A 21,597-nucleotide genomic window follows, 5' to 3' on the forward strand; every position below is an offset into this window, starting at 1 on the left:
AGGGGAATTCTCATGACACTCGCCCTCCTGCCCGCCGTCGACGTCGCGGACGGTCAAGCCGTACGCCTCGTCCAGGGCGCCGCCGGCTCGGAGACCTCGTACGGCGACCCGCTCGAGGCCGCGCTGGCCTGGCAGAACGACGGCGCCGAGTGGGTGCACCTGGTCGACCTGGACGCGGCCTTCGGGCGCGGATCCAACGCTTCGTTGCTGGCGGACGTGGTGGCCCGGCTCGACGTCAAGGTGGAGCTGTCCGGCGGCATCCGCGACGACGAGTCGCTGGCCCGGGCGCTGGCCACCGGCTGCGAGCGGGTCAACATCGGCACCGCCGCCCTGGAGGACCCCCAGTGGTGCGACCGCGTGGTGTCCGAGTACGGCGACCGGGTCGCGATAGGGCTGGACGTGCGCGGGCGCACCCTGTCGGCGCGGGGCTGGACCCGCGACGGCGGTGACCTGTTCGACGTGCTGGGCCGGCTCGACAAGGCGGGCGCGGCCCGGTACGTGGTCACCGACATCACCAAGGACGGCATGATGCGCGGGCCGAACCTGGAGCTGCTGCGCGAGGTGTGCGCGGCCACCGACCGCCCGGTGATCGCCAGCGGCGGGGTGTCCACCCTCGACGACCTGCGGGCGCTCAAGGCGCTGGAGCCGGCCGGGGTGGAGGGCGTGATCGCGGGGAAGGCGCTCTACGCGGGCGCGTTCACCGTGGCCGAGGCGCTCGCCGCGCTGCGCGAGGCCTGAGCCGCCCGGCTCCAGGACAGACGGAGGGCCTCCTCGGCCGCCCGGATCGCCGGGCGGGCGGCGGAGGCCTCCCGCCACGCGATGACCACGCGCCGGCGCGGTTCCGGCGTGAGCCTCACCACCCGTACCCCCTCGGGCAATCGATGTGACCGGGCGAGCCGGGGGATGACCGCCACGCCCAGCCCGGCCGAGATCAGGGTCAGCTGGGTCTCGAACTCGCCGACGTGGAAGTCGGGCTGCACGCCCGGAAGCACCCGCAGCAGCCATTCGTGGCAGATGTCGCCGGCCTTGGCGGCGATCCAGCGCTCGTCGCGCGCCGTGGCCAGCGTGGTCGTGGCGCCGAAGCGATGACCGGTCGGCACGATCAGGTCGGCCACGTCCCAGCCCAGCTCGACGTGGGTGATGCCGCTCGGATAGCGCAGGGCCACCTCGGGCCAGTCGTCGAGCACGGCCAGGTCGACGTGCCCGCGGTGCAGCATGTCGAGCCCTTCGTGCGGGTTGACCTCGACCAGGCCGGTGGTCAGTTGCGGGTGGTCGGAGGCCAGGCGATGCAGCGCGTACGGGAGGAGGGCGCGGCACGCGGTGGCGAACGCGGCCACGGTCAGCCGCCCGATCACCGTGTCCCGGTGCGCGGCCAGCGCCGCCTCGGCCTCGTCGACGGTGGCCAGCACCTTTTCCGCGTGCCGGGCGAGCACCTGGCCGGCCTCGGTGAGCCGCAGCCGCCGCCCGTCCTTCTCGACGAGTGTGGCGCCGGTCTCGCGTTCGAGCTTGGCGAGCTGCTGGGACACCGCGGAGGGGGTGCAGTGGAGGGCTTCGCCGGCCGCGAGCACGGTTTTGTAGCTGGCCACGGCGTGCAAGGCCCGTAGCCGCCCGAGGTCGATCATGTAGTGAGGCTACAGTAATGCCTTAGGTATTTTCGCTGGTGCTTAATGGTGCCGGCTCGCCAAGGTCGATACATGAGACCACGCGACATCGGGATCGCGGTCGCCGTCACCGCCGTCTGGGGCTTCAACTTCGTGGTGATCGAGACCGGGCTCGACCATTTCCCGCCGCTGCTGTTCAACGCGCTGCGCTTCACCCTGGCCGCGTTCCCGGCGGTGCTGTTCGTGGGCCGCCCGCAGGTGCCGTGGCGGTGGATCGTCGCGGTCGGGCTGATCCTGGGTGTCACGAAGTTCTCGCTGCTGTTCGCGGGCATGGCGGCGGGGATGCCGGCCGGCTTGAGCTCGCTGGTGCTGCAGAGCCAGGCGGTGTTCACGCTCGGCTTCGCGGTGTTGCTGCTGCGGGAGCGGCCCCGGCCCGTACAACTGAGCGGTCTGCTCTTGTGTGTCGCCGGCGTGACCCTGGTGGCGACGCGAATGGGCACGAACCTGGGCGCGTTCCTGCTGATCGTCGGCGCCGGCGCGGCCTGGGGCCTGTCGAACATCGCCACCCGCAAAGCGTCCCCGCCGGACACGCTGCGCTTCATGGTGTGGGTCAGCGCCGTCGCCGCGGGCCCGTTGATCCTGCTCACGCTGGCGTCCTCGGAAGACGTCTCCGCGCTGCGCGCGTTCGACCTGGAGGCTTTCGGAGCTTTGGCGTACGTCGCGCTGGTCTCGACGCTTGCGGCCTTCGCGGGCTGGGGTTTCCTTCTTCGTACGTACGGGGCGAGCACAGTGGCGCCGTTCTCGATGCTGGTCCCGTTCTTCGGCATGGCGTCGGCCTGGCTGTTCCTGGGGGAGCAGCTTCGCGCGGTCGACATGGCGGGCGGCACGCTGGTGGTGGGCGGCATCCTGCTGGGGCTGAGCGGGCGAAAGCCGTTGGTTAGGGTTGGCGCATGACAGTTGCCGTGCGCGTGATCCCCTGCCTGGACGTGGACGACGGCCGCGTGGTCAAGGGCGTCAACTTCGTCGACCTGCGCGACGCCGGCGACCCGGTGGAGCTGGCGGCGGCGTACGACGCGGCCGGCGCCGACGAGCTGACGTTCCTGGACGTGACGGCCTCCTCGGCCGGCCGGGGCACGATGCTCGACGTGGTACGCCGTACCGCCGAATCGGTCTTCATCCCGCTGACGGTCGGAGGCGGCGTCCGCTCGGTCGACGACGTGGACGTCCTGCTGCGAGCCGGCGCCGACAAGGTGGGCGTGAACACGGCCGCCATCGCCCGCCCCGCCTTGATCAGCGAAATCGCCCAGCGCTTCGGCAACCAGGTGCTGGTCCTGTCCCTGGACGTCCGCCGTTCCCCCGACCAGCCCAGCGGCTGGGAGGTGACCACACACGGCGGCCGCCGAAGCGCCGGCTTGGACGCCATCGAATGGGCCCGCACAGTAGCGTCCCTGGGAGCCGGCGAGATCCTGCTGAACTCGATGGACGCCGACGGCACAAAGGCCGGCTTCGACCTGGACTTGATCGCCGCCGTACGAGCAGTGGTAGACATCCCGGTAATCGCCAGCGGCGGCGCCGGAAAGGTCTCCCACTTCGCCCCCGCAGTAGCCTCAGGCGCCGACGCGGTATTGGCCGCCAGCGTCTTCCACTTCGGCGACCTCACCATAGGCGAGGTAAAGCAAAGCCTCCGAGAAGCCGGCAATCCGGTCCGCTGAGCACAATTAAAATCCATTCCCGCGCAGAATTCGCACCACGCTTCCCGCCCACATTGGAATTCGGCTAATACCCGATTTCCGTTGTGGCCGCCAGAGCTCCCATCCGGACACTCCTAGCACCGACAGTTGCGGCCTCCCCACCGTCGACGGCGGCGATCGTGGCCGCGCTGCTTGCCGGCCGCCGCGCTGGCGCCTCCGGCGGGGTTGCCAGCGGTCGCGTCTCCGCTGCGTCTCCGTTGGATGCTGCGCTGATGGTGTCGCTCGCGGCCGCAACGCCGTTGGATGCCGAGCTGGTGGCGTTGCTGGCGGTTGCGGCGCTGCTGGGTGCCGGGCTGGTCGTGTTGCTCGCGGCCGCAGTGTCGTTGGGTGCCGGGCTGGTGGCGTTGCTGGCGGTTGCGGTGCTGTTGAGTGCCGGGCTGGTCGTGTTGCTCGCGGCCGCAGTGTCGTTGGGTGCCGGGCTGGTGGCGTTGCTGGCGGTTGCGGTGCTGCTGGGTGCCGGGCTGGTCGTGTTGCTGGCGGTTGCGGTGCTGTTGGGTGCCGCGCTGGTGGCTTTGCTCGCCGTCGCGGCCACACTTGGCGCGGCGCGGTGGCGTCATCTTCTAGTTGCGGTCGCGCTCGGCGCGGCGCTGGTGGGATGGGCTGCGACCGTGTCTCCGCGGGTGGTGGCGCTGTTGACGTTGGTTGCGATCGCGGCCCTGTTGACGTTTGTCGCGGTTGCGCTGGTCGTGGCCGTGTTGACGATGGTTGCGGTTGCGCTGATCGTGGTGTTGCTTGCGGTTGCGCTGGGCGCGGCGACGGTAGCTTCGATGGAGTTGCTTGCGGTTGGATCTTTGCTAGTTGTGGCGCTGGGGCAGTTGCTTGCGGCTGGATCTTCGCTCGTCGTGGCGCTGGGGCAGTTGCTTGCGGTCGGGTCTTCGCTGGTCGTGGCGCTGAGAGGGCTGCATGCGGTTGTGTCTTCGCTGGGCGCGACTGCGGAGCTGGTCGTCTCGGTGGCGTTGCTCGCGATTGTGCAGTCGGCGTTGCTCGTGGTTGCGGTCGCGCTTGCGCGGGCGGCAGCATCTTTGGCGGCGCCGCCCGCGGGACGCGTCTCTGTTCCGGCGCTGGCGACTTAGCCTCGGTGGCCTGCTGAGCCAGACGGTCGCGCTCCTCGATGCGCAGGCGGAACAGCTTGAGCCCGTGGCGCTGAGCAAGGCCCCACGCTCGGCGCCGCTGCTGCTCCTTCCGTTCCGCATCATTTCCAGGCGACCAATTGGGCGCACGCGTGCGATCACGCATGGCGTCCATTTGCTTCCGCGAGAATAGGCCAATCTGCTGGAATCGCATGACCAATTATCCCGCCGGGCGCCAGGTGAAGCCATCCTAAATAAATGTCGATCATGCCAACTTCAATAAGCCGCCTATGAATCGCCAGGAGAGCGCTACAAAGTTACTTACGGCAATCCGCTACAGACCAAAAGAAAGGCCCGGCCAGCGTGAGCCGGAAGTTCGAGCGCAACCCCGCGCTGCCGCTTCGTGGGGACCTGCCCCGCCGAATCGGTATGCCTAGGTGGGGCTCCGAGCGCACCCCGCAGCCATCGGCCCGGCCGATCGGCGTGCGTGGGCCGGGTGTCCGAGAACAGCCCCGCACTGCCGCTCCGTAGCGAACCAGTTCGGCCGATCGGCGTGCGTGGGCCGGGTGTCCGAGCGCAACCCCGCACTGCCGCTCCGTAGCGAACCAGTTCGGCCGATCGCCGTGCGTGGGCCGGGTGTCTGAGCGCAACCCCGCGCTCCCTCTCCGTGGAGATCCGCCCTGGCCAGCCGGGTATGCGTAGGCGCGGCTCCGGGCGCATTCCCGCGGCGGTCGGCGTGAGTCAGGCGCCGAGCGCAACCCCGCGCTCCCGCTCCATGGAGATCCGCCCCGGCCAGCCGGTATGCGTAAGGGAGGCTCCCGCAGCGGTCGGCGTGAGTCAGGCGCCGAGCGCAACCCCGCGCTCCCGCCCCGTGGAGACCCGCCCTGGCCAGCCGGTATGCGTAAGGGAGGCTCCCGCAGCGGTCGGCGTGGGTCCCGCCCCGAGCGCAACCCCGCGCGCCCCCTCCGTGGCGAACCAGTCCGACAGGCCGGTGTGCGTCAGGCGGTCCGCCGAACTCAGCGCCCGTCCGCCAGCCTCATGCTGTACTCCCGGACCGCCGTCGCGTACGTCTGCTCGTCCAGTGTCCAGTCCGACTCGCCCGGCGTCGCGGCCCTGTTGAGCTGTGCCTGCAATGTCATCACCGCCGATGACAGGCCGCTGAACGGTCTCGTGCGCCACAACTGTTCGCCTGCCGGCGCCACCTCGACCAAGTCGTCCTCGACCACGATCAAGCCGGCCCCGGCCAGGCGGCGTACCGATTCTTCCAGGTCGGCCCGGCTGGGGACGCTGTGGTGCAGGAAGTCGGCTGCCGCCAGCAGGTCGGCCAGGCTGGCGCCGGTCACCGGTAGGGCCGCGTGTATCGCCCGGTCGCGCTCGAGGCGCTCGGCGATGACCGCGGACACGAAGATCCAAGCGTCGTTCCACTGCCAGCTGCCCGCCCCCATGCGGCAATGATGCCGCGACGGGTCCGGACTCGGAAGCGGATGTGTCGTGATGATCACAAGACTGTGATGCAACGGACGGCCTGCAAAACCGAATCAGCTAGGGGGAAGGCGGGGTCCAATACGGACACATCACCCTAAGGTGAGTGAGCGTGTATGAACCCGGATGAGTGACGCCACTCAATGGGCCAGGGCGGCCCGGGGCTCGCCCTCGCGGACCGTGCACCACGGCAGGAACAGCTGCACCAGAGGGCCGATGGCCAGCGCGTACGCGATGGTGCCGACCCCCACCGTACCGCCGAGGAAGAAGCCGACGATCAGGACCAGGACCTCGATTGACGTACGTACGAGCCGGATCGACAGGCGCGGGAACTTGCCCACGATGCCCGTCATGAGGCCGTCGCGCGGGCCCGGCCCGAAGCGGCTCCCGATGTACAGGCCGGTGGCCAGCCCGTTCAGCAGGATGCCGCCGACCAGGTAGCCGATCCGGGCCGGGATCGTGCCGCCCTCACCGAGCACCGCCAGGGCGCCGTCGGCCGCGAAGCCGACCACCACCAGGTTGGCCACCGTGCCGAAGCCGGGGCGCTGCCGCAGCGGGATCCACAGGAGCAGCACCGGAACGCCGACCAGGATGACGATCCAGCCGAAGCTGATGCCGGTGACCTCGGTCAGGCCCTGGTGGAAGACGTCCCACGGGTTGAGCCCGAGCGCCGACTCGACCATGAAGGCCATGCTGACGCCGTACAGGACGAGGCCGGTGAAGAGCTGGACGGTTCGGCGGGTGAGACGACGATCTCGGTTGCCACGTGGTTGCACGGGTGCCAGTCTGGGGGCCAATTGTAGGAAACTGAAGTGCCAATCCGCCGGAGGTGGCCATGACGACGACGATTCGCGGGGGCCAATTGGCCCGGCTGCTGGGCCAGTGGCATTCATTGCCGGGCCGCCACCGCAGTCCCGACTACGCCGCGCTGGCCGGTGCCGTGCGCGGTCTGCTGGCCGACGGGCGGTTGCCTCTGGGCGTGCGGATGCCGGCCGAACGCGAACTGGCGGAGGCGCTCGCCGTGAGCCGGACGACGGTCTCCGCCGCGTACCGCACCCTCCGGGAGAGTGGCCATCTGACCAGCCGGCGGGGCGCGGGAAGCTGGACCACCCTGCCCAACGGGCATCGGGTCGCCCCGTCCGGCCTGTGGGCCGCCGGCGACGACCACGACATGATCGACCTGGGGGTCGCCGCCTCGGCCGCGCCCGCCGAGCTGGTGACGGCCGCGCACGATGCCGCTTCCGATCTGCCGCGCTACCTGGGCAGCGCCGGCTACCACCCGACCGGCCTGGGCGAGCTGCGCGAGGCGGTGGCCGCCGGTTACTCCGAGCGGGGCGTGCCCACGTCGGCCGAGCAGATCCTCATCACCGGCGGCACCCAGCAGGCCCTCGACCTGGTGTTGCGCCTGTCGGTGCCGGCCGGGTCGCCGGTGCTGGTCGAGGCGCCCACCTATCCGAACGCGCTGGCCGCGCTGTCGGCCCGCCGCGCCCGCCTCAGCACCCACGGCCTCGACACGGCCACCGGCTGGGACGGCGAGATGCTGCTGGGCGCGCTGCGCCAGACCAGGCCCCGGGTCTCGTACGTGATTCCCGAGTTCCACAACCCGACCAGCCACCTGATGGCCGCCGACCTGCGGGAACGCCTGGTGGCCACGGCCCACGCGACGGGCACCGAGCTGATCGTCGACGAGTCCTTCGTCGACCTGCCGCTGGACGACCAGGAGATGCCGCCGCCGGTGGCCGTCTTCGACCGCCACAGCCGGGTCGTGTCGATCGGCGGCATGAGCAAGGCGTACTGGGGTGGCCTGCGCATCGGCTGGGTGCGCGCGTCGGCCCCGCTCGTGCAGCGACTGGCCGCGATCCGCGTCGGCGTCGACATGGCCAGCCCCGTCCTGGAGCAGCTGGTGGCCGTCCGCCTCATGCACCAGGCCACCCAGATCGTCAAGGCGCGCCGCGAGGAGCTCCGCCAGCAGCGTGACGCCCTGGTCACAGCCCTGCGAACGGCACTGCCGGAGTGGAGCTTCGTGCTGCCCGCCGGCGGCGTCTGCCTGTGGGCCGAACTCGACGGCCCGATCTCCAGCGCCCTGTCCCGGGCCGCCGAGGACGTCGGCGTCCGCCTGGCCCCCGGCCCCCGCTTCGGCTTGGACGGCACCCTGGAACGCTTCCTGCGCCTCCCGTTCACCCTCCCCGCCGAGGACCTGATCGAGGCCGTACGCCGGATAGCCACCGTCCGCCACGACCTGGACCACGCCACAGCCCCGTCCTGGCGCTCCCCGACAGTCATTGCCTGACGAACGGTCAGACCAGCCAGGCGCCGTCGCGCATGAGGGTGCGGCCGGCCAGCTCGTTCACCTCCCGCCAGGCCTGAACGCGCTCCGGCCGCAGGACGAGAAAGGCGTAGGAGTCCCCGGCCGTACGCGGATCCCAGTCGTTCTGGGCGGCATAGGCCTCCCCGGCCGGCCCGGACTCGCCAACCGGAATCGTCCTCTCCAGCACGGCATCGATGAGAACCACATCGCGGGTCCCGCCGAGGGCGACCCGGGCCCGCCCGTGCGCGGCGAGGTTGCGCCCGGTCGGCGACCGCGTGTCGGTGGCGAGCAGAACCCGCTCCTCGAACCACGCGACGGTCAGCGGAACCAGGTAGGGCTCGTCACCGTCGGCGGTGGCCACCCACGCGTCGGCGACCGGCGCACTGAGTTTCGCCAGCACATCGGCCTTGCGCTCCACCGGCGAACGGGGTTCCTCGGCCATCGCGGTCCTCCTCGACTCGGCTCTTTCTATCAGCCCTCAGGGGCGCCGCCGGTGCGGCGCCCCTCGGTGCGGGTTACTCGGCTGTGCCCTGGAAGAGGCCGAACAGGTTGCCGTCGGCGTCGCGGAGGGTGGCGGTCAGGCCGCCGCCGCCGACGTCCTTGGCCGGCTGCTCGACCGTGGCACCCGCGGCGGTCAGGGTCGTGGTGGTCGCCTCGATGTCGTCCACGTGGTAGTACGTGATCGGGCCCGCGGCCACGTCGCCGTGCGGGTTCAGGCCGATCTCGGGGGCGCCCGACGGGCGGAAGCCCACGTAGTACGGCTGGTCCATGTAGGGCTCCGTGCCGAGCAACGCCGTGTAGAGCGCCTTCGCCGCGGTGAGGTCCTTGACCGGGATGGTGATCGTACGGATGGGCATGGCTTCTCCTCGGTGAGCAGGTAACGATGTCTGTCACAGCGGACCGGGGCGGCCCGTCACAACGTATGACGGGTGCCGAACGAGAGGTGTGACGATGAGCGAACTGGATCTGCTGGCGGAGCGCTTCGAGGCCGACCGCGCGCATCTGCGGGCCGTCGCCCAGCGGATGCTCGGCTCGGCCGACGAGGCCGACGACGCGGTGCAGGAGACCTGGGTGCGGCTGAGCCGCAGCGACACCAGCGACGTCGGGAACCTGACCGGCTGGCTGACCACCGTGGTCTCCCGGGTGTGCCTGGACATGCTGCGTTCCCGGGCCGCGCGGCGGGAGGATCCCACCGACCTTCCCACTTCGGCGTACGACGACGAGCCCGGCCCCGAGCAGCAGGCGCTCCTCGCCGACGCGATCGGGCCGGCGCTGCTCCTCGTGCTCGACACGCTCGGCCCGAGCGAGCGGCTGGCCTTCGTGCTGCACGACATGTTCGCCGTGCCTTTCCCGGAGATCGCCGAGATCGTCGGTTGTACGCCGGCGGCCGCGCGCCAGCTGGCCAGCCGCGCCCGGCGGCGGGTGCGGGGGGAGCCCGTACCGGACGACGACGGCACCGACCGGCGGCGGGCCGTGGTGAGCGCTTTCCTGGTGGCCGCCCGGGCCGGTGACTTCGGCGCCCTGCTCACCCTGCTCGACCCGGGAGTGGTCCTGCGGGCCGACCCCGAGGCCGTGCGGATCGGGGCGACCGCCGTGCTGACCGGCGCGAACGAGGTGGCCGGCCGCTTCAACGGCGGCGCCCAGTCGGCGCGCCTCGCGTTCCTCGACGGCGAGCCGGGCCTGGTCTGGGCGGTCGGCGGTCAGGTCCGCGTCGCCTTCGTCTTCACTTTCGAAGGTGACCGGATCGGCCGGATCGACCAACTGGCCGATCCGGCCGCCCTCGCGGCGATGAGCGTCGACATCCGCCCCAACAAGGAGCTCTGAGGGTCAGATCTGAGCGAGCGAACCCGCGTACATCTGGTCGATCTGCTCGGCGAAGTTGGTCTCGACCGAGCGCCGCTTGATCTTCATCGACGGGGTGATCTCGCCGGCCTCGATGCTCAGGTCGCGGGGGAGGATCGCGAACTTCTTGATGGTCTCCCAGCGGTTGAGCTTGCCGTTGAGCTCCTGGACGTAGCCGTCGATCAGCTGCTGGGTCTCGGGCGCGCAGCAGATGTCCTGGTAGCTCCGGCCCGACAGCGGGCCGCTGGCGGCCCAGCCCTTGATGGCGTCCTCGTCGAGCGAGATCAGCATGGTGACGAAGTTGCGGGCCTGGCCGATGACGACCGCCTGCGACGTGTACGGGCAGACCGCCTTGAACATGCCCTCGATGGCGGACGGCGCGATGTACTTGCCGCCGGACGTCTTGACCAGGTCTTTCTTGCGGTCGGTGACCCGCAGGAAGCCGTCGGCGTCGATCTCGCCGATGTCGCCGGTGCGCAGGAAGCCGTCGGAGGTGAACGCCTCCTCCGTCTCCTTGGGCAGGTTGTGGTAGCCGCGCATGACGGGGGCGCCGCGCAGCAGCACCTCGCCGTCGGTGTCGATGCGGCACTCGAGGTCGCCCAGGGGCAGGCCGACCGTGCCGATCTTGAGCTTGTCGAGGCGGTTGACGAAGTTGGCCGCGCTGCTCTCGGTGAGGCCGTAGCCTTCCATGATCGGCAGGTTGGCGGCGGCGAAGAACTCGGCGATGTCGCGGCTGAGCGGGGCCGAGCCGCTGACCAGCACGCGCAGGCGCCCGCCGAGCTTGGCCTGCAGCTTGCTGAAGACCAGGCGCTCGGCCACCGCGAACTTGAGCTTGAGCCCGCCCGGCAGCGGCTTGCCGGCCTGCTCGAGCGCGACCTTCTGCTTGCCGACCCCGACCGCCCAGTGGAAGATCTTGGCCTTGGCCCCGCCGCCCTCCAGCGCCGTGGTGACCGTCTTGTTGTAGACCTTTTCGAAGATGCGGGGGGCGGCGCACATCAGCGTCGGCTTGACCACCGAAAGCATGTCGACCAGCTTGTCGACGCGGCCGTCGACGTAGGTCGGCACGCCCACGTGGATGATGCCGCAGAGCAGCGTCTTGCCGAACGAGTGCGACAGCGGCAGCCACAGGTACTGCAGGTCGGTCGACTCGAACAGGCCGAGCCCCTGCTGGGCGACGCCCTCCCAGGTCCAGCCGGCGTGCAGCAGCTGGACGCCCTTGGGGCGGCCGGTGGTGCCGGAGGTGTAGATGAGCGTGGCGAGGTTGCCGGGGCCGATGGCGGCGACGACCTCCTCGATCAGCCGGGGGTTGTCGCGCAGGGCGACGGCGCCGCGCTCCTCGAGCTCGGTCAGCGTCAGCTGGGGCGGGGTGGCGCCGGCGTCGGCCGGGCCGTCGATGAGGACCACGTGGGTCACCGCGGTGTCGACGCCGGAGATCTTCAGCGCCTGCTTCGCGTTCTCGGCGATCAGCACCTTGGAGTCGGAGTCGGCGATGATGTAGCTCGCGTCCTCGGGCTCGGTCGTCGGGTAGACCGTGGTGGTGGCGGCGCCCGCGCAGTTGATGCCCAGGTCGGCAAGGACCCACTCGAACCGGGTGCCGGACAGGATGGCGACCCGGTCCTCGAGGCCCACGCCCAGTCCGCGCAGGCCCGCCGCGATCGCCGTCGCCCGCTCGCCGACCTGCGCCCACGTGTGCCAGACCATGCCGGTGTCATCGGCGTTGGGCACGGCGAAGGCCTGGCCGTTCGGCGTCGCGGCCACCCGCTTGAAGAACATGTCGGGGATCGACCGGTAGGGGACCTCGAGAGCCATCGGCGCCGCCTTCAAGTGCAGGAACGGGGGATTTAACTTGCTTGTTACCGCAGAGTATTGGTGACGGGGCGGGAGGGCTAGTGGCGCGGCGCCTCACTTCGAGTCTATCGATCGGGAGACGAGGTCGTCTCACAGCGTGAAACCGGCGAGTAACTGAGAGAGCGCAGAGCGGGGGCGAGCGTGGCCGTGACCGCCGAGACGGCGACGGCGGCGGCGAAGACCAGGATGGCGAGGCGGGCGCCGCCGGTGGTGACGAGGAAGCCGGCCAGGATGGGCGCGGCCGCGGCGGCGGACATCGCGGCCATGAAGATGACGCTGAGGACGCGGCCCTGCAGGACGTCCGGGGTGATCGCGGCCTGGTGGGCGAAGAGCGCCGCGTTGCAGGCGGGGCCGGCGAAGACCGCCGCCGCGACCGGCGCGGCCGTGGCGACCCCGATCTGCGGGAGCGCGCTCACCGCCAGCAGGGCGAAGGCGGCCCAGCACAGCGAGCGGATCAGCCTCGCGAACGGCAGCCAGCGGCACAGCGCCGGCGCGGCCAGGGCGCCGAGCAGCCCGCCCACGCCGACGATCGTCTCGGTCAGGCCGATGACGCCGGGCGCGGTGCCGTGGTCCTGGAGCGTCACGATGATGGTGAAGATCGTTCCGGTCAGGGCGAAGTTCAGCGGCGCCGCGATGATCAGCACCGACCGCAGGAACGGGTTGGTGAAGACGAACCGGAGTCCCTCGGTCAGGGCCGCGAGGTGGCTGCCGGGCCGTTCCCGCGAGGTCTGCATGGGCTTGCGGATCAGGGCCACTCCGAGGAGCGAGGCCAGGTACGACACCGCGTTGCCCACGAAGGGCAGGGCGTGGGTGATGCCGAAGAGCAGGCCGCCGAGCGGGGGGCCGGCGAGCGAGGCGCCGTAGCTGCGGGCCTCGTTGCGGGCCACAGCCGCCGGCAGGTGCGGCTCGGAAACGAGGCTGCGCAGGGCCGCGTGCTCGGTGGTGTTGAAGAACGCTCCGCAGACCGCGTCGATCACCGCCACCACGATGATCGTGGCCAGGTTGGCGTGCCCGGTGACGACGGCGACGGCCAGCGCGGCGAAGGCGATCAGCCGGACGACGTCGCAGGCCAGCAGCGCCGTGCGGCGGTTGATCTGGTCGGCCAGGACCCCGGCCGGCAGCCGGCAGGCGAGCTTGGCGACCTGGGCCGCGGTGCCGACCGCGCCGGCCTGCACGGGCGAGCCGGTCACCTCGAGCACGAGCAGCGGGACGGCGAGCTGGGCGATGGTCGCCCCCAGGTCGGACAAAGTCTGACTTGTCCACAGGAGATTGAACTCGCGGTTGTGCCACAGGCTAGGCACTGTCCGCGATTCCATGGTCACCCAACGCAGGATATGTACTGCATTCCCTGTCGCGCACGACTCCGGCCCGCGCTTGGCACGCGGGCCGGACGTCGATCCGTACGAAAGAGAAGGGTTTATGGGGCCAGGTAGAGCAGGCGGTTCGGGGAGCCGGTTCCGGGGCTCGTGACCACATTGGGCGTGGCGCCGTTGACGAGGCTGTCGCGGACCTGGGCGGGCGTGAGGCTCGGGCTGCCGGAGAGGACCCGGGCCGCCGCGCCGGCCACGTGCGGGCTGGCCATCGACGTGCCGCTGATCGTGTTGGTGGCGGTGTTCGATGTGTACCAGTCCGAGGTGATCGACGAGCCGGGGGCGAACAGGTCGAGGCAGGTGCCGTAGTTGGAGTAGCTGGCGCGCGCGTCGGTGCTGGTGGTGGCGCCGACGGTGATGGCCGCGGCGACCCGGGACGGCGAGGAGTTGCAGGCGTTCGCGTTGGAGTTGCCGGCGGCCAGGGCGTAGGTGACGCCCGAGGTGATCGACCGGGAGACGGCGCTGTCGAGGGTGCTGCTGACGCCGCCGCCGAGGCTCATGTTGGCCACGGCCGGCTTGACCGCGTTGGTGGTGACCCAGTTGACGCCGGCGATGACGCCGGCCGTGGTGCCGCTGCCCGAACAGTTCAGCACGCGGACGCCGACCAGGCGGACCTGCTTGGCGACGCCGTACGTGGTGCCGCCGACCGTGCCCGCCACGTGCGTGCCGTGGCCGTTGCAGTCGACGCCGCCGGAGCCGACCGCGTCGTAGCCGTACGACGCCCGGCCGCCGAAGTCGCTGTGCGTGTACTTGATGCCGGTGTCGATGATGTACGCGGTGACGCCCGAGCCCGTCGTCGTGTACGAGTAGGTGGTGCTCAGCGGGCGGTTGCGCTGGTCGATGCGGTCGAGGCCCCAGGTCGCGTTGGCCTGCGTGGCCAGCAGCGAGACCGTCTGGTTCTGCTCGACGTACTCGACGTCGGGGCTCGCCGCGAGACGCTTGGCCTGGTACGCGGTGAGGCCGGCCTCGTACGCGTTGATCGTGCCGAAGCTCTGCCGCACCTGGCCGCCGAAGCTCTTGGTCAGGGCCGCCGGTGATTTGGCGCCGGCCTTGAGGACCACGATGTAGCTGCCGGGCACCGCGTTCGCCGTGCCGTCCAGGCGGATCTCGCCGGTGGCGGCGGCCGCGGCCGGGGTGGCCGTCGCGGCCGCGGTGATCGCGGCGAGCACGCCCGCGACCAACATGCGTCTGTTCGCCATGCTCTTCCTCTCTCGGCCCCGTGATATTGACAAGCTTCACTAACTGTATACGGAGGGTCACGAGAGGGCGACATATCGTATGGGCCATATCGGGGCCTCAGAATGGGCTGGTGGATCTGATCATTCCGCCCGGCGGGAACAAGACCGCCGCCGTGTACCGGGCCCTGCGGGAGGCCGTTGTGGACGGCCGGTTGCCCGTGGGCTCCCGGCTTCCGGCGACCCGGGTCCTCGCCGCCGACCTGGGGATCGCGCGGGGCAGCGTGGCCGGCGCCTACGAACGGCTGGCCGCCGAGGGATACCTGTCGGCCCAGGTGGGTGCGGGCACCTTCGTCGCCTACCAGCGGCCCCGGCCGGCGTCGCGGCGCGAGGCCGGGGCGCTGGCGCCGCGAAAGGGCTGGGCCTTCGCGCCGTTGCCGACGAGCGGGGGCGCGCCGCCGCCGCGCTACGACTTCCGGGTCGGCATCCCGGACGCCGGCCTCTTCCCGTTCGAGGCCTGGCGGCGCCTGCTCGTCGCCGAGACCCGGCTGCGGGCCAACAGCCTGGGCACGTACGCCGAGCCGTCCGGCCACCCGGCCCTGCGTGCGGCCATCGCGCGATATCTGGGCGTGGCCCGGGGCGTGCGGGCGAGCGCGGCCGACATGGTGATCACCAACGGGACGCAGCACGCCCTGGACCTGATCGGCCGGGTCCTGATCACGCCGGGCGACGTGGTCGCCGTGGAGGACCCGGGATACCCGCCGGCCCGGCGCCTGTTCGCCTCGCTCGGCGCGCGGGTGGCCGGAGTACCGGTCGACGGCGAGGGCCTGGTCGTCTCGGCCCTCCCGGCCGCGTCCACATTGGTCTACACGACGCCGTCGCACCAGTTCCCGCTCGGCCGGGCGATGAGCGCGGGCCGCCGCCGCGAGCTGCTCGACTGGGCCGGCCGCCGCTCGGTGGCCATCGTCGAGGACGACTACGACAGCGAGTTCCGTTTCCTGTCCCGCCCGCTGGAGCCGCTGTACAGCCTCGACACCGCGGGCCGGGTGCTGTACGCCGGCACGTTCTCCAAGAGCATGCTCCCGTCGCTGCGCACCGGCTTCCTGCTCACCCCGCCCGGCCTGCGCGACGCGCTGGTGGCGGCGCGGCAGATGGGCGACGGGCACGGTCAGCCCGCCGTGCAGGCCGCGCTGGCCCGCTTCATCGACGACGGCCTGCTGGCCCGCCACGTGCGCAAGGCCGGCAAGGCCTACGCCGTGCGGCACCGGCGGCTGGTCAGCGCCTTGCGCGGCGCCGCCGGGCTCGACGTCATCCCGTCCGCCGCCGGCCTGCACCTGGCCGCGCTCACCGCCGCCGACTCGACGGCGGTGACCAGGGCGGCCGCGCGGGCCGGGATCGGCCTCGACGACCTGCGCACCTACTCCGCCGACGAGTCCACGGCGCAGACCGGTCTCGTGTTCGGGTTCGGCGCGGCCGACCCGTCACTGATCGGCGAGGGGATCGCGCGTCTGGCCGGGATCTTGGCCCGCCACGCCTGATACGCGATCGCGCCCGCCGCGACGACCAGGCTGAGCAGCGCCGGCGGCCCGGTCAGCCCGAGCAGGGCGACCACCGCCACGAACGCCACCGCGGCCACGACCCGCTGCCGCCCGGCCAGCAGCTTGACCGCGGCCGCCGTGCCGATCACGTAGACCAGCGTGAAGCACCCGGTGACCAGCAGCATCATCGTGTGCAGGTCGATCGGCAGCGCGATCGACACCAGACTGCCGATCAGCACGGCCAGCAGCGCCTTGCGCGGTGTGCCGAACGGCCGCGCCGGCAGTGCCCCGTCACGGGCCAGCGCCGCCCCGAGCTGCGACGACCCGGCGAAGTACGCGTTCACCGCCCCGGCCGTCAGCAGCAGCGCCACGACCGCCGTGAGCGCGCGCACCGGCCCGCCCACCCCGGCCGCGAGCAGGTCGGCCAGCGGCGCCTGGCTGTCGCCGAGCGCCGGCCCGAGAACCAGCACGCTGGTGACGGCCACGGCCAGGTAGAGCCCGCCGACCACCATGACCGCGATCGCCGTGGCCCGCGGAACGTCGCGCCGCGGATCGCGATATTGCCCGGACAGCGACGACACCGCTTCCCAGCCGGCGAAGCCCCAGATGAGCACGGCCACGGCCGTGCCGACGCCGGCCCAGCCGTGCGGCGTGAACGGCGTCAGGTTGCCCCACCGCGCGTGCGGCAGCGCGGTGATCACGGTGAGGAGCAGCAGCACGGCCAGCGTGCCGGTGAGGGCGAGTTGAGCCCGGCCGGAGACCCGCAGCCCGAACCAGTTCATCGCCGCGACCGTGCCGACGACGACCAGGAAGGTGCCGATCACCGTGGCCCGGCCGCCCCCGATCACGTCGGCCACGTAGCCGCCCGCGAACGCGGCGGCGGCCGGCGCGCCGAGCGGTACCGCGAAGAAGAAGCACCACCCGACGGCCGCGGCGGCGCGTGGCCCGAAGGCCAGCCGGACGAAGGTGGAGACACCGCCGGCGTCCGGATGTCGGGCCCCGAGCGCCGCGAAGGTCCAGGCCAGCGGCGCCGAGAGCACGATCAGGGCGGCCCAGGCGACCAGCGAGGCGGGGCCGGCCACGTCAGCGGCCAGGGCGGGCAGGGAGATCACGCCGGTGCCGAGCACGGCACCGACGCTGAGGGCGGTGCCCTGAGCCACGGAAAGCTTCATGCCGATGACCGTAGGCCGGAATTGGCTCGCCCGCGTAGGCCAATCAAGCTCCGATCGGTTGGGCCAATCAGAGCCCGAGAGAGGCGTTCCGGAGCCGGTCGGCGTCGCCCGACAGGGAGACCTGAGCGGCGTCCTTGCGCCCGGTGAGGAAGAGTGCGATCTCCCCGGGCGGACCGGACAGAACGGCCGAGGAATCGCCCACGGTGAAGGAGCCGAAGCCCTCCGAACGAACGGAAGCGGCGATGCGCGCCCGCCGCAGCGCCAGCCGGCCGGTCATCCGCACGGCCTTCCAGAGCGCCGCTTCCTCGCCCTGATCAAGCGGGCGAACGTCCCACGACGGCTGCGCCCGCCGCGCGTCCTCATGGTGCACGAAGAACTCGACGACGTTCGTCACCTCGTCCAGCAGCGGGTTGGAGACCGGGCTCCACCAGGGCGGCGTTCGCAGTTCGGAGATCACGTTTTGGTACGGCTGGGAAGCCTTGGCCAGGCGCACGCGTTCACCGTGACCGTGCAGAGGCGGAAGCAGGATCCCGGCCGAGGCGTCGGGCCGCCGATCACGTACCACGAGATGGGCCGCGAGATCGCGGGTCGTCCATCCCTCGCACAGGGTCGGCTGGTCCGGCCCGAGCGACAGCAGCAGGTCGGCGAGAAGTTGACGTTCGCGTCGGGCATAGGCGGTCACGAACGTGATCGTAGACACATTGTCGTACCTGTGAACGAACGGCGCCCGTTCGGCAGGATGGGGATGTAAGGCCGGATACCCCGGCGAACACTTACCAGTCAGGTAGGACATTGAGCAGCAGGACCAGCCGCGATGTGCTGGGACGGGGACTGCGCGTGCTGGGACAGGCGATTCGGACCGAACCGCGCCTGTTCACCGTCGGAGTCGTCGGCAGCAGCGTCTTCGGCCTTCTGGTCATCGCGAACTCGTACGTGGTGGGCTACGTCATCGGCCATGTCGTCGTGCCCGCGTTCAGCAGCGGGAAGGCCGGCACGGGTGAGCTCGCGCTGATCGCCGCCGTCTTCCTGGGCCTGAGCGGACTGCGCGTGGCCAGCGTCTTCGGCCGCCGCCTGGGCGCCGGCTTCATGCAGTTCCGCCTCCAGGCCCGCTATCGCCGCGCCGTGACCAGCCGTTATCTCTCGCTGCCGCCGGCCTGGCATCAGCGCCACGCCACCGGCACGCTGCTGTCGAACGCGAACTCCGACGTCGAGGCCGCCTTCGTGCCGATCGCGCCGCTGCCGTTCGCGGTCGGCACGATCGTGATGATCGTGGCGGCGGTGGTCGCGCTGTTCTTCACCGATCCGGTGCTGGCACTGGTCGGCGTCACGCTCTTCCCGGCGCTGTTCGGGCTGAACTTCGTCTATTCGCGGGCCATGTCGCCGCGGCAGATCCGGGCCCAGCGGATGCGGGCCAAGGTCAGCGCGGTCGCCCACGAGAGCTTCGACGGCGCGCTGGTCGTCAAGACGATGGGCCGCGAGGCCGACGAGTCGCGCCGGTTCGGGGTCTTCGTGGCCGAGCTGCGCGACGCGCTGATCTCGGTGGGCCGGCTGCGTGGCCTGTTCGACCCGCTGATGGACGCGCTGCCCAGCCTGGGCACCCTCGCGGTGCTGCTGCTCGGCGCCTGGCGCCTGCAGTCCGGCGCGATCACCGTGACCGAGCTGGTCACCGTCAGTTTCCTCTTCACCGTCCTGGCCTTCCCGGTCCGCGCGATCGGGTGGGTGGTGGCGGAGCTGCCGCGCAGCGTGGCCGGCTGGGAGCGGGTCCAGGCCGTCCTTTCGGCGACGGGTGATTTGTCGTACGGGGACCGGACCGCCGACGCCGAGGGGGCCGCCGAGCTGCGATTCGACAAGGTCGACTTTCGGTACGGCGACGGCCCGCTGGTCCTGCGCGACGTCTCGTTCTCGGTGCCCCGGGGCAAGACGGTGGCCCTGGTCGGCGCCACCGGCTCCGGCAAGTCGACCATCGCCTCGCTCGCGGTGCGCCTGACGGATCCGGTGGCCGGGCGGATCGTCCTCGACGACATCGACCTGCCGTCGCTCAGCGAGGCGGCGCTCGCGCGGGCGGAAGCCCTCGTGCCGCAGATCCCGTTCATCTTCGACGACACCATCCGCGGCAACATCACGCTCGACCGCCCGGAAATCTCCGACCAGGCGGTCAGGTGGGCGCTGGAACTCGCGCAGGCTGACAAGTTCGTCGGAAATCTCCCGGACGAGCTGGACACGGCGGTCGGGGAACGCGGCACGTCGCTCTCCGGCGGCCAACGGCAGCGGATCACGCTGGCCCGCGCGCTCGCGGGCAAGCCGAGGCTGCTGGTGCTGGACGACGCCACCAGCGCGGTCGACCCGCGGGTCGAGGCCGACATCCTGGCCGCGCTGCGCGGCCGCGACGCCGGCGCGTCCATCCTGGTCGTCGCCTACCGGCGGGCCACCATCGCGCTGGCCGACGAGGTCGTCTACCTCGAGCAGGGCAAGGTCGTCGCCACCGGCACGCACGCCGAGCTCCTGGCCGGCCATCAGGGCTACGCGGATCTCGTGACCGCGTACGAGAAGGCCGAAAGGGTCGAGGCGTCATGAGCACCGGTACCTTCGCGACGATCAAGCGCGGGCTGGCGCTCTCCCCGGAACTGCGGCCCGGGCTCGGCGGGACGATCGCGCTCGCCCTCGTGCAGATGGGCGGCCGGGTGGCCGTGCCCATCGCGGTCCAGCAGGGCATCGACCACGGCATCCGCGGCGCCGGCGGTCCCGACCTCCAGTACGTCGTCGGCGTCGTCGCCGTCACCTTCGTCGCCCTGATGATCTCGACGCTGGCCGGTTACCTGATGACCCGGCGGCTGTTCACGGTCAGCGAGACCGCCCTCGGCGGCCTGCGCTCGCGCACGTTCCGGCACATCCACGACCTGTCGATGCTGCACCAGCAGTCCGAGCGGCGCGGCACCATGGTGTCCCGGGTGACCAGCGACGTCGACCAGATCTCGCAGTTCCTGCAGACCGGCGGCGTGCAGTTGCTGCTCGCCTCGGGCCAGCTGCTGGTCTCGACGATCGTCATGTTCGTCTACTCCTGGCAGCTCACCATCGTCGTCCTGCTCGCCTTCGGCCCCTCGGTCGCGATCATCCGGCTCTTCCAGAAGCGGCTGGCCTCGGTCTACGCCGCGGTGCGCGAGCGCACCGGCGTCATGCTGGGCGCGGTCGCCGAGAGCGTCGTGGGCGCGCTGGTGATTCGGGCGTACGGCGTGGCCGGGCGCACCGAGAAGCGGCTGGACGACTCGATCTCCGGTCTGCAGCGGGCGCAACAGCGCGCGCTCAAGACGAGCGTGACCAGCTTCTCCAGCGGCGAGATCGGCGCCGGCCTGGCCCTGGCCGCCGTGGTCGTGGTGGGTGTGCTGATCGGCGAGGACGGCGGCCTCACGGTGGGCCGGCTGACCGCGTTCCTGTTCCTGGTGACGCTGTTCATCCAGCCCGTGCAGATCGCCACCGACATGCTCAACGAGGCCCAGAACGCGGTGGCCGGCTGGCGCCGCGTCCTCGACGTGCTCGACCTGAGCCCGGACGTGGCCGACCCGGACGACGTCGGCGTCGCGCTTCCGGTCGGGCCTCTGTCCGTACGCTTCGACGACGTCTCGTTCCGCTATCCGGGCGGCCCGGTCGTGTTGCACGACGTCGACCTGGAGATCCCGGCCCGGACGAAGGTGGCGGTCGTCGGCGAGACCGGCAGCGGCAAGACGACCTTCGCCAAGCTGCTCACCCGGCTGATGGACCCGGCCGAGGGCGAGGTCCTGCTGTCGGGGACGCCGCTGACCTCGGTGCGGTTCTCGTCGCTGCGCTCACGCGTGGTGATGGTGCCGCAGGACGGCTTCCTGTTCGACGCGACAGTGGCCGAGAACATCCGGTTCGCCGAGCCGTCGCTCACCGACGAGCAGCTGGAGACGGCCTTCGTCGAGCTGGGGCTCAAGGACTGGCTGGACGGGCTGCCGGGCGGGCTCGAGACCCCGGTGGGCGAGCGCGGCGAGGCGCTCAGCGTGGGGGAGCGGCAGCTGGTGGCGCTGGTCCGGGCGTACGTGGCCGATCCCGACCTGCTGGTCCTGGACGAGGCGACCAGCGCGGTCGACCCGGCCACCGAGGTGCGGCTGCAACACGCCCTCGACACCGTGACCAGGGGCCGGACGACGGTGGCGATCGCACACCGCCTGTCCACGGCCCAGGCCGCGGACGAGGTGATCGTGGTGGACGCGGGCCGCGTCGTCCAACGCGGCCCGCACTCCGAACTCGTACAGCAGGAAGGCTCCATCTACGCGAAGCTCTACGCGAGCTGGCTCGAACAAACTCGTTGATCGCGATCGCCGCCGGTGAGATGGCAGTCGGTTTTTCGACGCCGCGGGGTTTGCGGTGGCGGAAAACTGCCTGCCATCTCAGCGGTTACAAGGCGATCGCCCGCGGAGCGAA

At 71.3% G+C, this 21,597-nt stretch carries 18 protein-coding genes and 1 pseudogene; 9 read left to right on the forward strand and 10 right to left on the reverse strand.

The genetic code is table 11. The features are described 5' to 3' along the window. The first annotated feature begins 12 nt into the window (after positions 1–12). Complete coding sequence (priA, locus tag AB0C26_RS27020) at positions 13–738, forward strand: bifunctional 1-(5-phosphoribosyl)-5-((5-phosphoribosylamino)methylideneamino)imidazole-4-carboxamide isomerase/phosphoribosylanthranilate isomerase PriA (protein WP_360253057.1); 726 nt, start codon at positions 13–15, stop codon at positions 736–738. Here priA and AB0C26_RS27025 read toward each other — a convergent pair. Further along, positions 684–1,622, reverse strand: coding sequence for a LysR substrate-binding domain-containing protein (locus AB0C26_RS27025; RefSeq protein ID WP_360253060.1), 939 nt, complete (start codon positions 1,620–1,622; stop codon positions 684–686). The genes priA and AB0C26_RS27025 overlap by 55 nt on opposite strands. A gap of 72 nt (positions 1,623–1,694) precedes the next feature. On the opposite strand from AB0C26_RS27025, the gene AB0C26_RS27030 reads away from it, so the two are divergent. The 3 genes from AB0C26_RS27030 to AB0C26_RS27040 all read left to right on the forward strand — a co-directional run bounded on the left by AB0C26_RS27030 (position 1,695) and on the right by AB0C26_RS27040 (position 4,425). After that, entirely contained in the window at positions 1,695–2,555 is an 861-nt protein-coding gene (locus tag AB0C26_RS27030; protein WP_360253063.1) for an EamA family transporter, read from the forward strand. Then, positions 2,552–3,313 (forward strand): imidazole glycerol phosphate synthase subunit HisF, encoded by a 762-nt coding sequence (hisF, locus tag AB0C26_RS27035; RefSeq protein WP_360253066.1) that lies wholly within the window; start codon positions 2,552–2,554, stop codon positions 3,311–3,313. Before AB0C26_RS27030 ends, hisF begins: the two co-directional genes overlap by 4 nt. Before the next feature lie 251 nt (positions 3,314–3,564). Then, positions 3,565–4,425, forward strand: coding sequence for a hypothetical protein (locus AB0C26_RS27040; RefSeq protein ID WP_360253069.1), 861 nt, complete (start codon positions 3,565–3,567; stop codon positions 4,423–4,425). A 1,013-nt stretch (positions 4,426–5,438) separates the two neighbouring features. On the opposite strand, the gene AB0C26_RS27045 is transcribed toward AB0C26_RS27040, so the two are convergent. Together AB0C26_RS27045 and AB0C26_RS27050 are read right to left on the reverse strand one after the other, a co-directional pair. Then, positions 5,439–5,867, reverse strand: coding sequence for a hypothetical protein (locus tag AB0C26_RS27045; protein WP_360253072.1), 429 nt, complete (start codon positions 5,865–5,867; stop codon positions 5,439–5,441). 177 nt (positions 5,868–6,044) lie between these two features. Then, positions 6,045–6,596, reverse strand: coding sequence for a hypothetical protein (locus tag AB0C26_RS27050; protein ID WP_360253178.1), 552 nt, complete (start codon positions 6,594–6,596; stop codon positions 6,045–6,047). A 143-nt stretch (positions 6,597–6,739) separates the two neighbouring features. On the opposite strand from AB0C26_RS27050, the gene AB0C26_RS27055 reads away from it, so the two are divergent. Further along, complete coding sequence (locus AB0C26_RS27055; RefSeq protein ID WP_360253075.1) at positions 6,740–8,194, forward strand: PLP-dependent aminotransferase family protein; 1,455 nt, start codon at positions 6,740–6,742, stop codon at positions 8,192–8,194. Between the two features lie 7 nt (positions 8,195–8,201). Here AB0C26_RS27055 and AB0C26_RS27060 read toward each other — a convergent pair whose 3' ends face one another. Together AB0C26_RS27060 and AB0C26_RS27065 are read right to left on the reverse strand one after the other, a co-directional pair. After that, a complete protein-coding gene (locus AB0C26_RS27060) occupies positions 8,202–8,654 on the reverse strand; it encodes a pyridoxamine 5'-phosphate oxidase family protein (protein ID WP_360253077.1) in 453 nt (150 codons plus the stop codon). A 73-nt stretch (positions 8,655–8,727) separates the two neighbouring features. Further along, positions 8,728–9,069 (reverse strand): VOC family protein, encoded by a 342-nt coding sequence (locus AB0C26_RS27065; RefSeq protein WP_360253079.1) that lies wholly within the window; start codon positions 9,067–9,069, stop codon positions 8,728–8,730. 94 nt (positions 9,070–9,163) lie between these two features. Between AB0C26_RS27065 and AB0C26_RS27070 the strand changes: the two genes are divergently transcribed. Beyond that, positions 9,164–10,036, forward strand: coding sequence for a sigma-70 family RNA polymerase sigma factor (locus AB0C26_RS27070; RefSeq protein WP_360253081.1), 873 nt, complete (start codon positions 9,164–9,166; stop codon positions 10,034–10,036). Positions 10,037–10,039: 3 nt separating this feature from the next. Here the strand turns inward: AB0C26_RS27070 and AB0C26_RS27075 are convergent, their stop codons facing one another. From AB0C26_RS27075 to AB0C26_RS27085, 3 genes are all read right to left on the reverse strand, one after another. Then, positions 10,040–11,863 carry a long-chain fatty acid--CoA ligase gene (locus AB0C26_RS27075; RefSeq protein ID WP_360253083.1) on the reverse strand — a complete coding sequence of 608 codons (1,824 nt, stop codon included), beginning with the start codon at positions 11,861–11,863 and terminating at the stop codon, positions 10,040–10,042. Between the two features lie 104 nt (positions 11,864–11,967). Next, positions 11,968–13,218, reverse strand: coding sequence for an MFS transporter (locus tag AB0C26_RS27080; protein WP_360253180.1), 1,251 nt, complete (start codon positions 13,216–13,218; stop codon positions 11,968–11,970). 101 nt (positions 13,219–13,319) lie between these two features. Then, positions 13,320–14,471 (reverse strand): S8 family peptidase, encoded by a 1,152-nt coding sequence (locus tag AB0C26_RS27085; protein WP_360253085.1) that lies wholly within the window; start codon positions 14,469–14,471, stop codon positions 13,320–13,322. Positions 14,472–14,581: 110 nt separating this feature from the next. Between AB0C26_RS27085 and AB0C26_RS27090 the strand changes: the two genes are divergently transcribed. Further along, positions 14,582–15,985 carry a PLP-dependent aminotransferase family protein gene (locus tag AB0C26_RS27090; RefSeq protein WP_360253087.1) on the forward strand — a complete coding sequence of 468 codons (1,404 nt, stop codon included), beginning with the start codon at positions 14,582–14,584 and terminating at the stop codon, positions 15,983–15,985. A 110-nt stretch (positions 15,986–16,095) separates the two neighbouring features. Here the strand turns inward: AB0C26_RS27090 and AB0C26_RS27095 are convergent. Next, a pseudogene (locus tag AB0C26_RS27095) lies at positions 16,096–17,157 on the reverse strand (amino acid permease); the annotation flags it as partial. A 67-nt stretch (positions 17,158–17,224) separates the two neighbouring features. Further along, positions 17,225–17,839, reverse strand: coding sequence for a TIGR03085 family metal-binding protein (locus AB0C26_RS27100; protein WP_360253089.1), 615 nt, complete (start codon positions 17,837–17,839; stop codon positions 17,225–17,227). Positions 17,840–17,949: 110 nt separating this feature from the next. Here AB0C26_RS27100 and AB0C26_RS27105 point away from each other — a divergent pair, with 110 nt between their 5' ends. Together AB0C26_RS27105 and AB0C26_RS27110 are read left to right on the forward strand one after the other, a co-directional pair. Continuing rightward, positions 17,950–19,731, forward strand: a complete 1,782-nt coding sequence (locus tag AB0C26_RS27105) for an ABC transporter ATP-binding protein (RefSeq protein ID WP_360253091.1) — start codon at positions 17,950–17,952, stop codon at positions 19,729–19,731. Then, positions 19,728–21,485, forward strand: coding sequence for an ABC transporter ATP-binding protein (locus tag AB0C26_RS27110; protein WP_360253093.1), 1,758 nt, complete (start codon positions 19,728–19,730; stop codon positions 21,483–21,485). Before AB0C26_RS27105 ends, AB0C26_RS27110 begins: the two co-directional genes overlap by 4 nt. Positions 21,486–21,597 lie beyond the last annotated feature (112 nt).

Origin of the sequence: Actinoplanes sp. NPDC048796 (assembly GCF_040650035.1) — a bacterium.
In the GTDB taxonomy this organism is placed as follows: Bacteria; Actinomycetota; Actinomycetes; order Mycobacteriales; family Micromonosporaceae; genus Actinoplanes.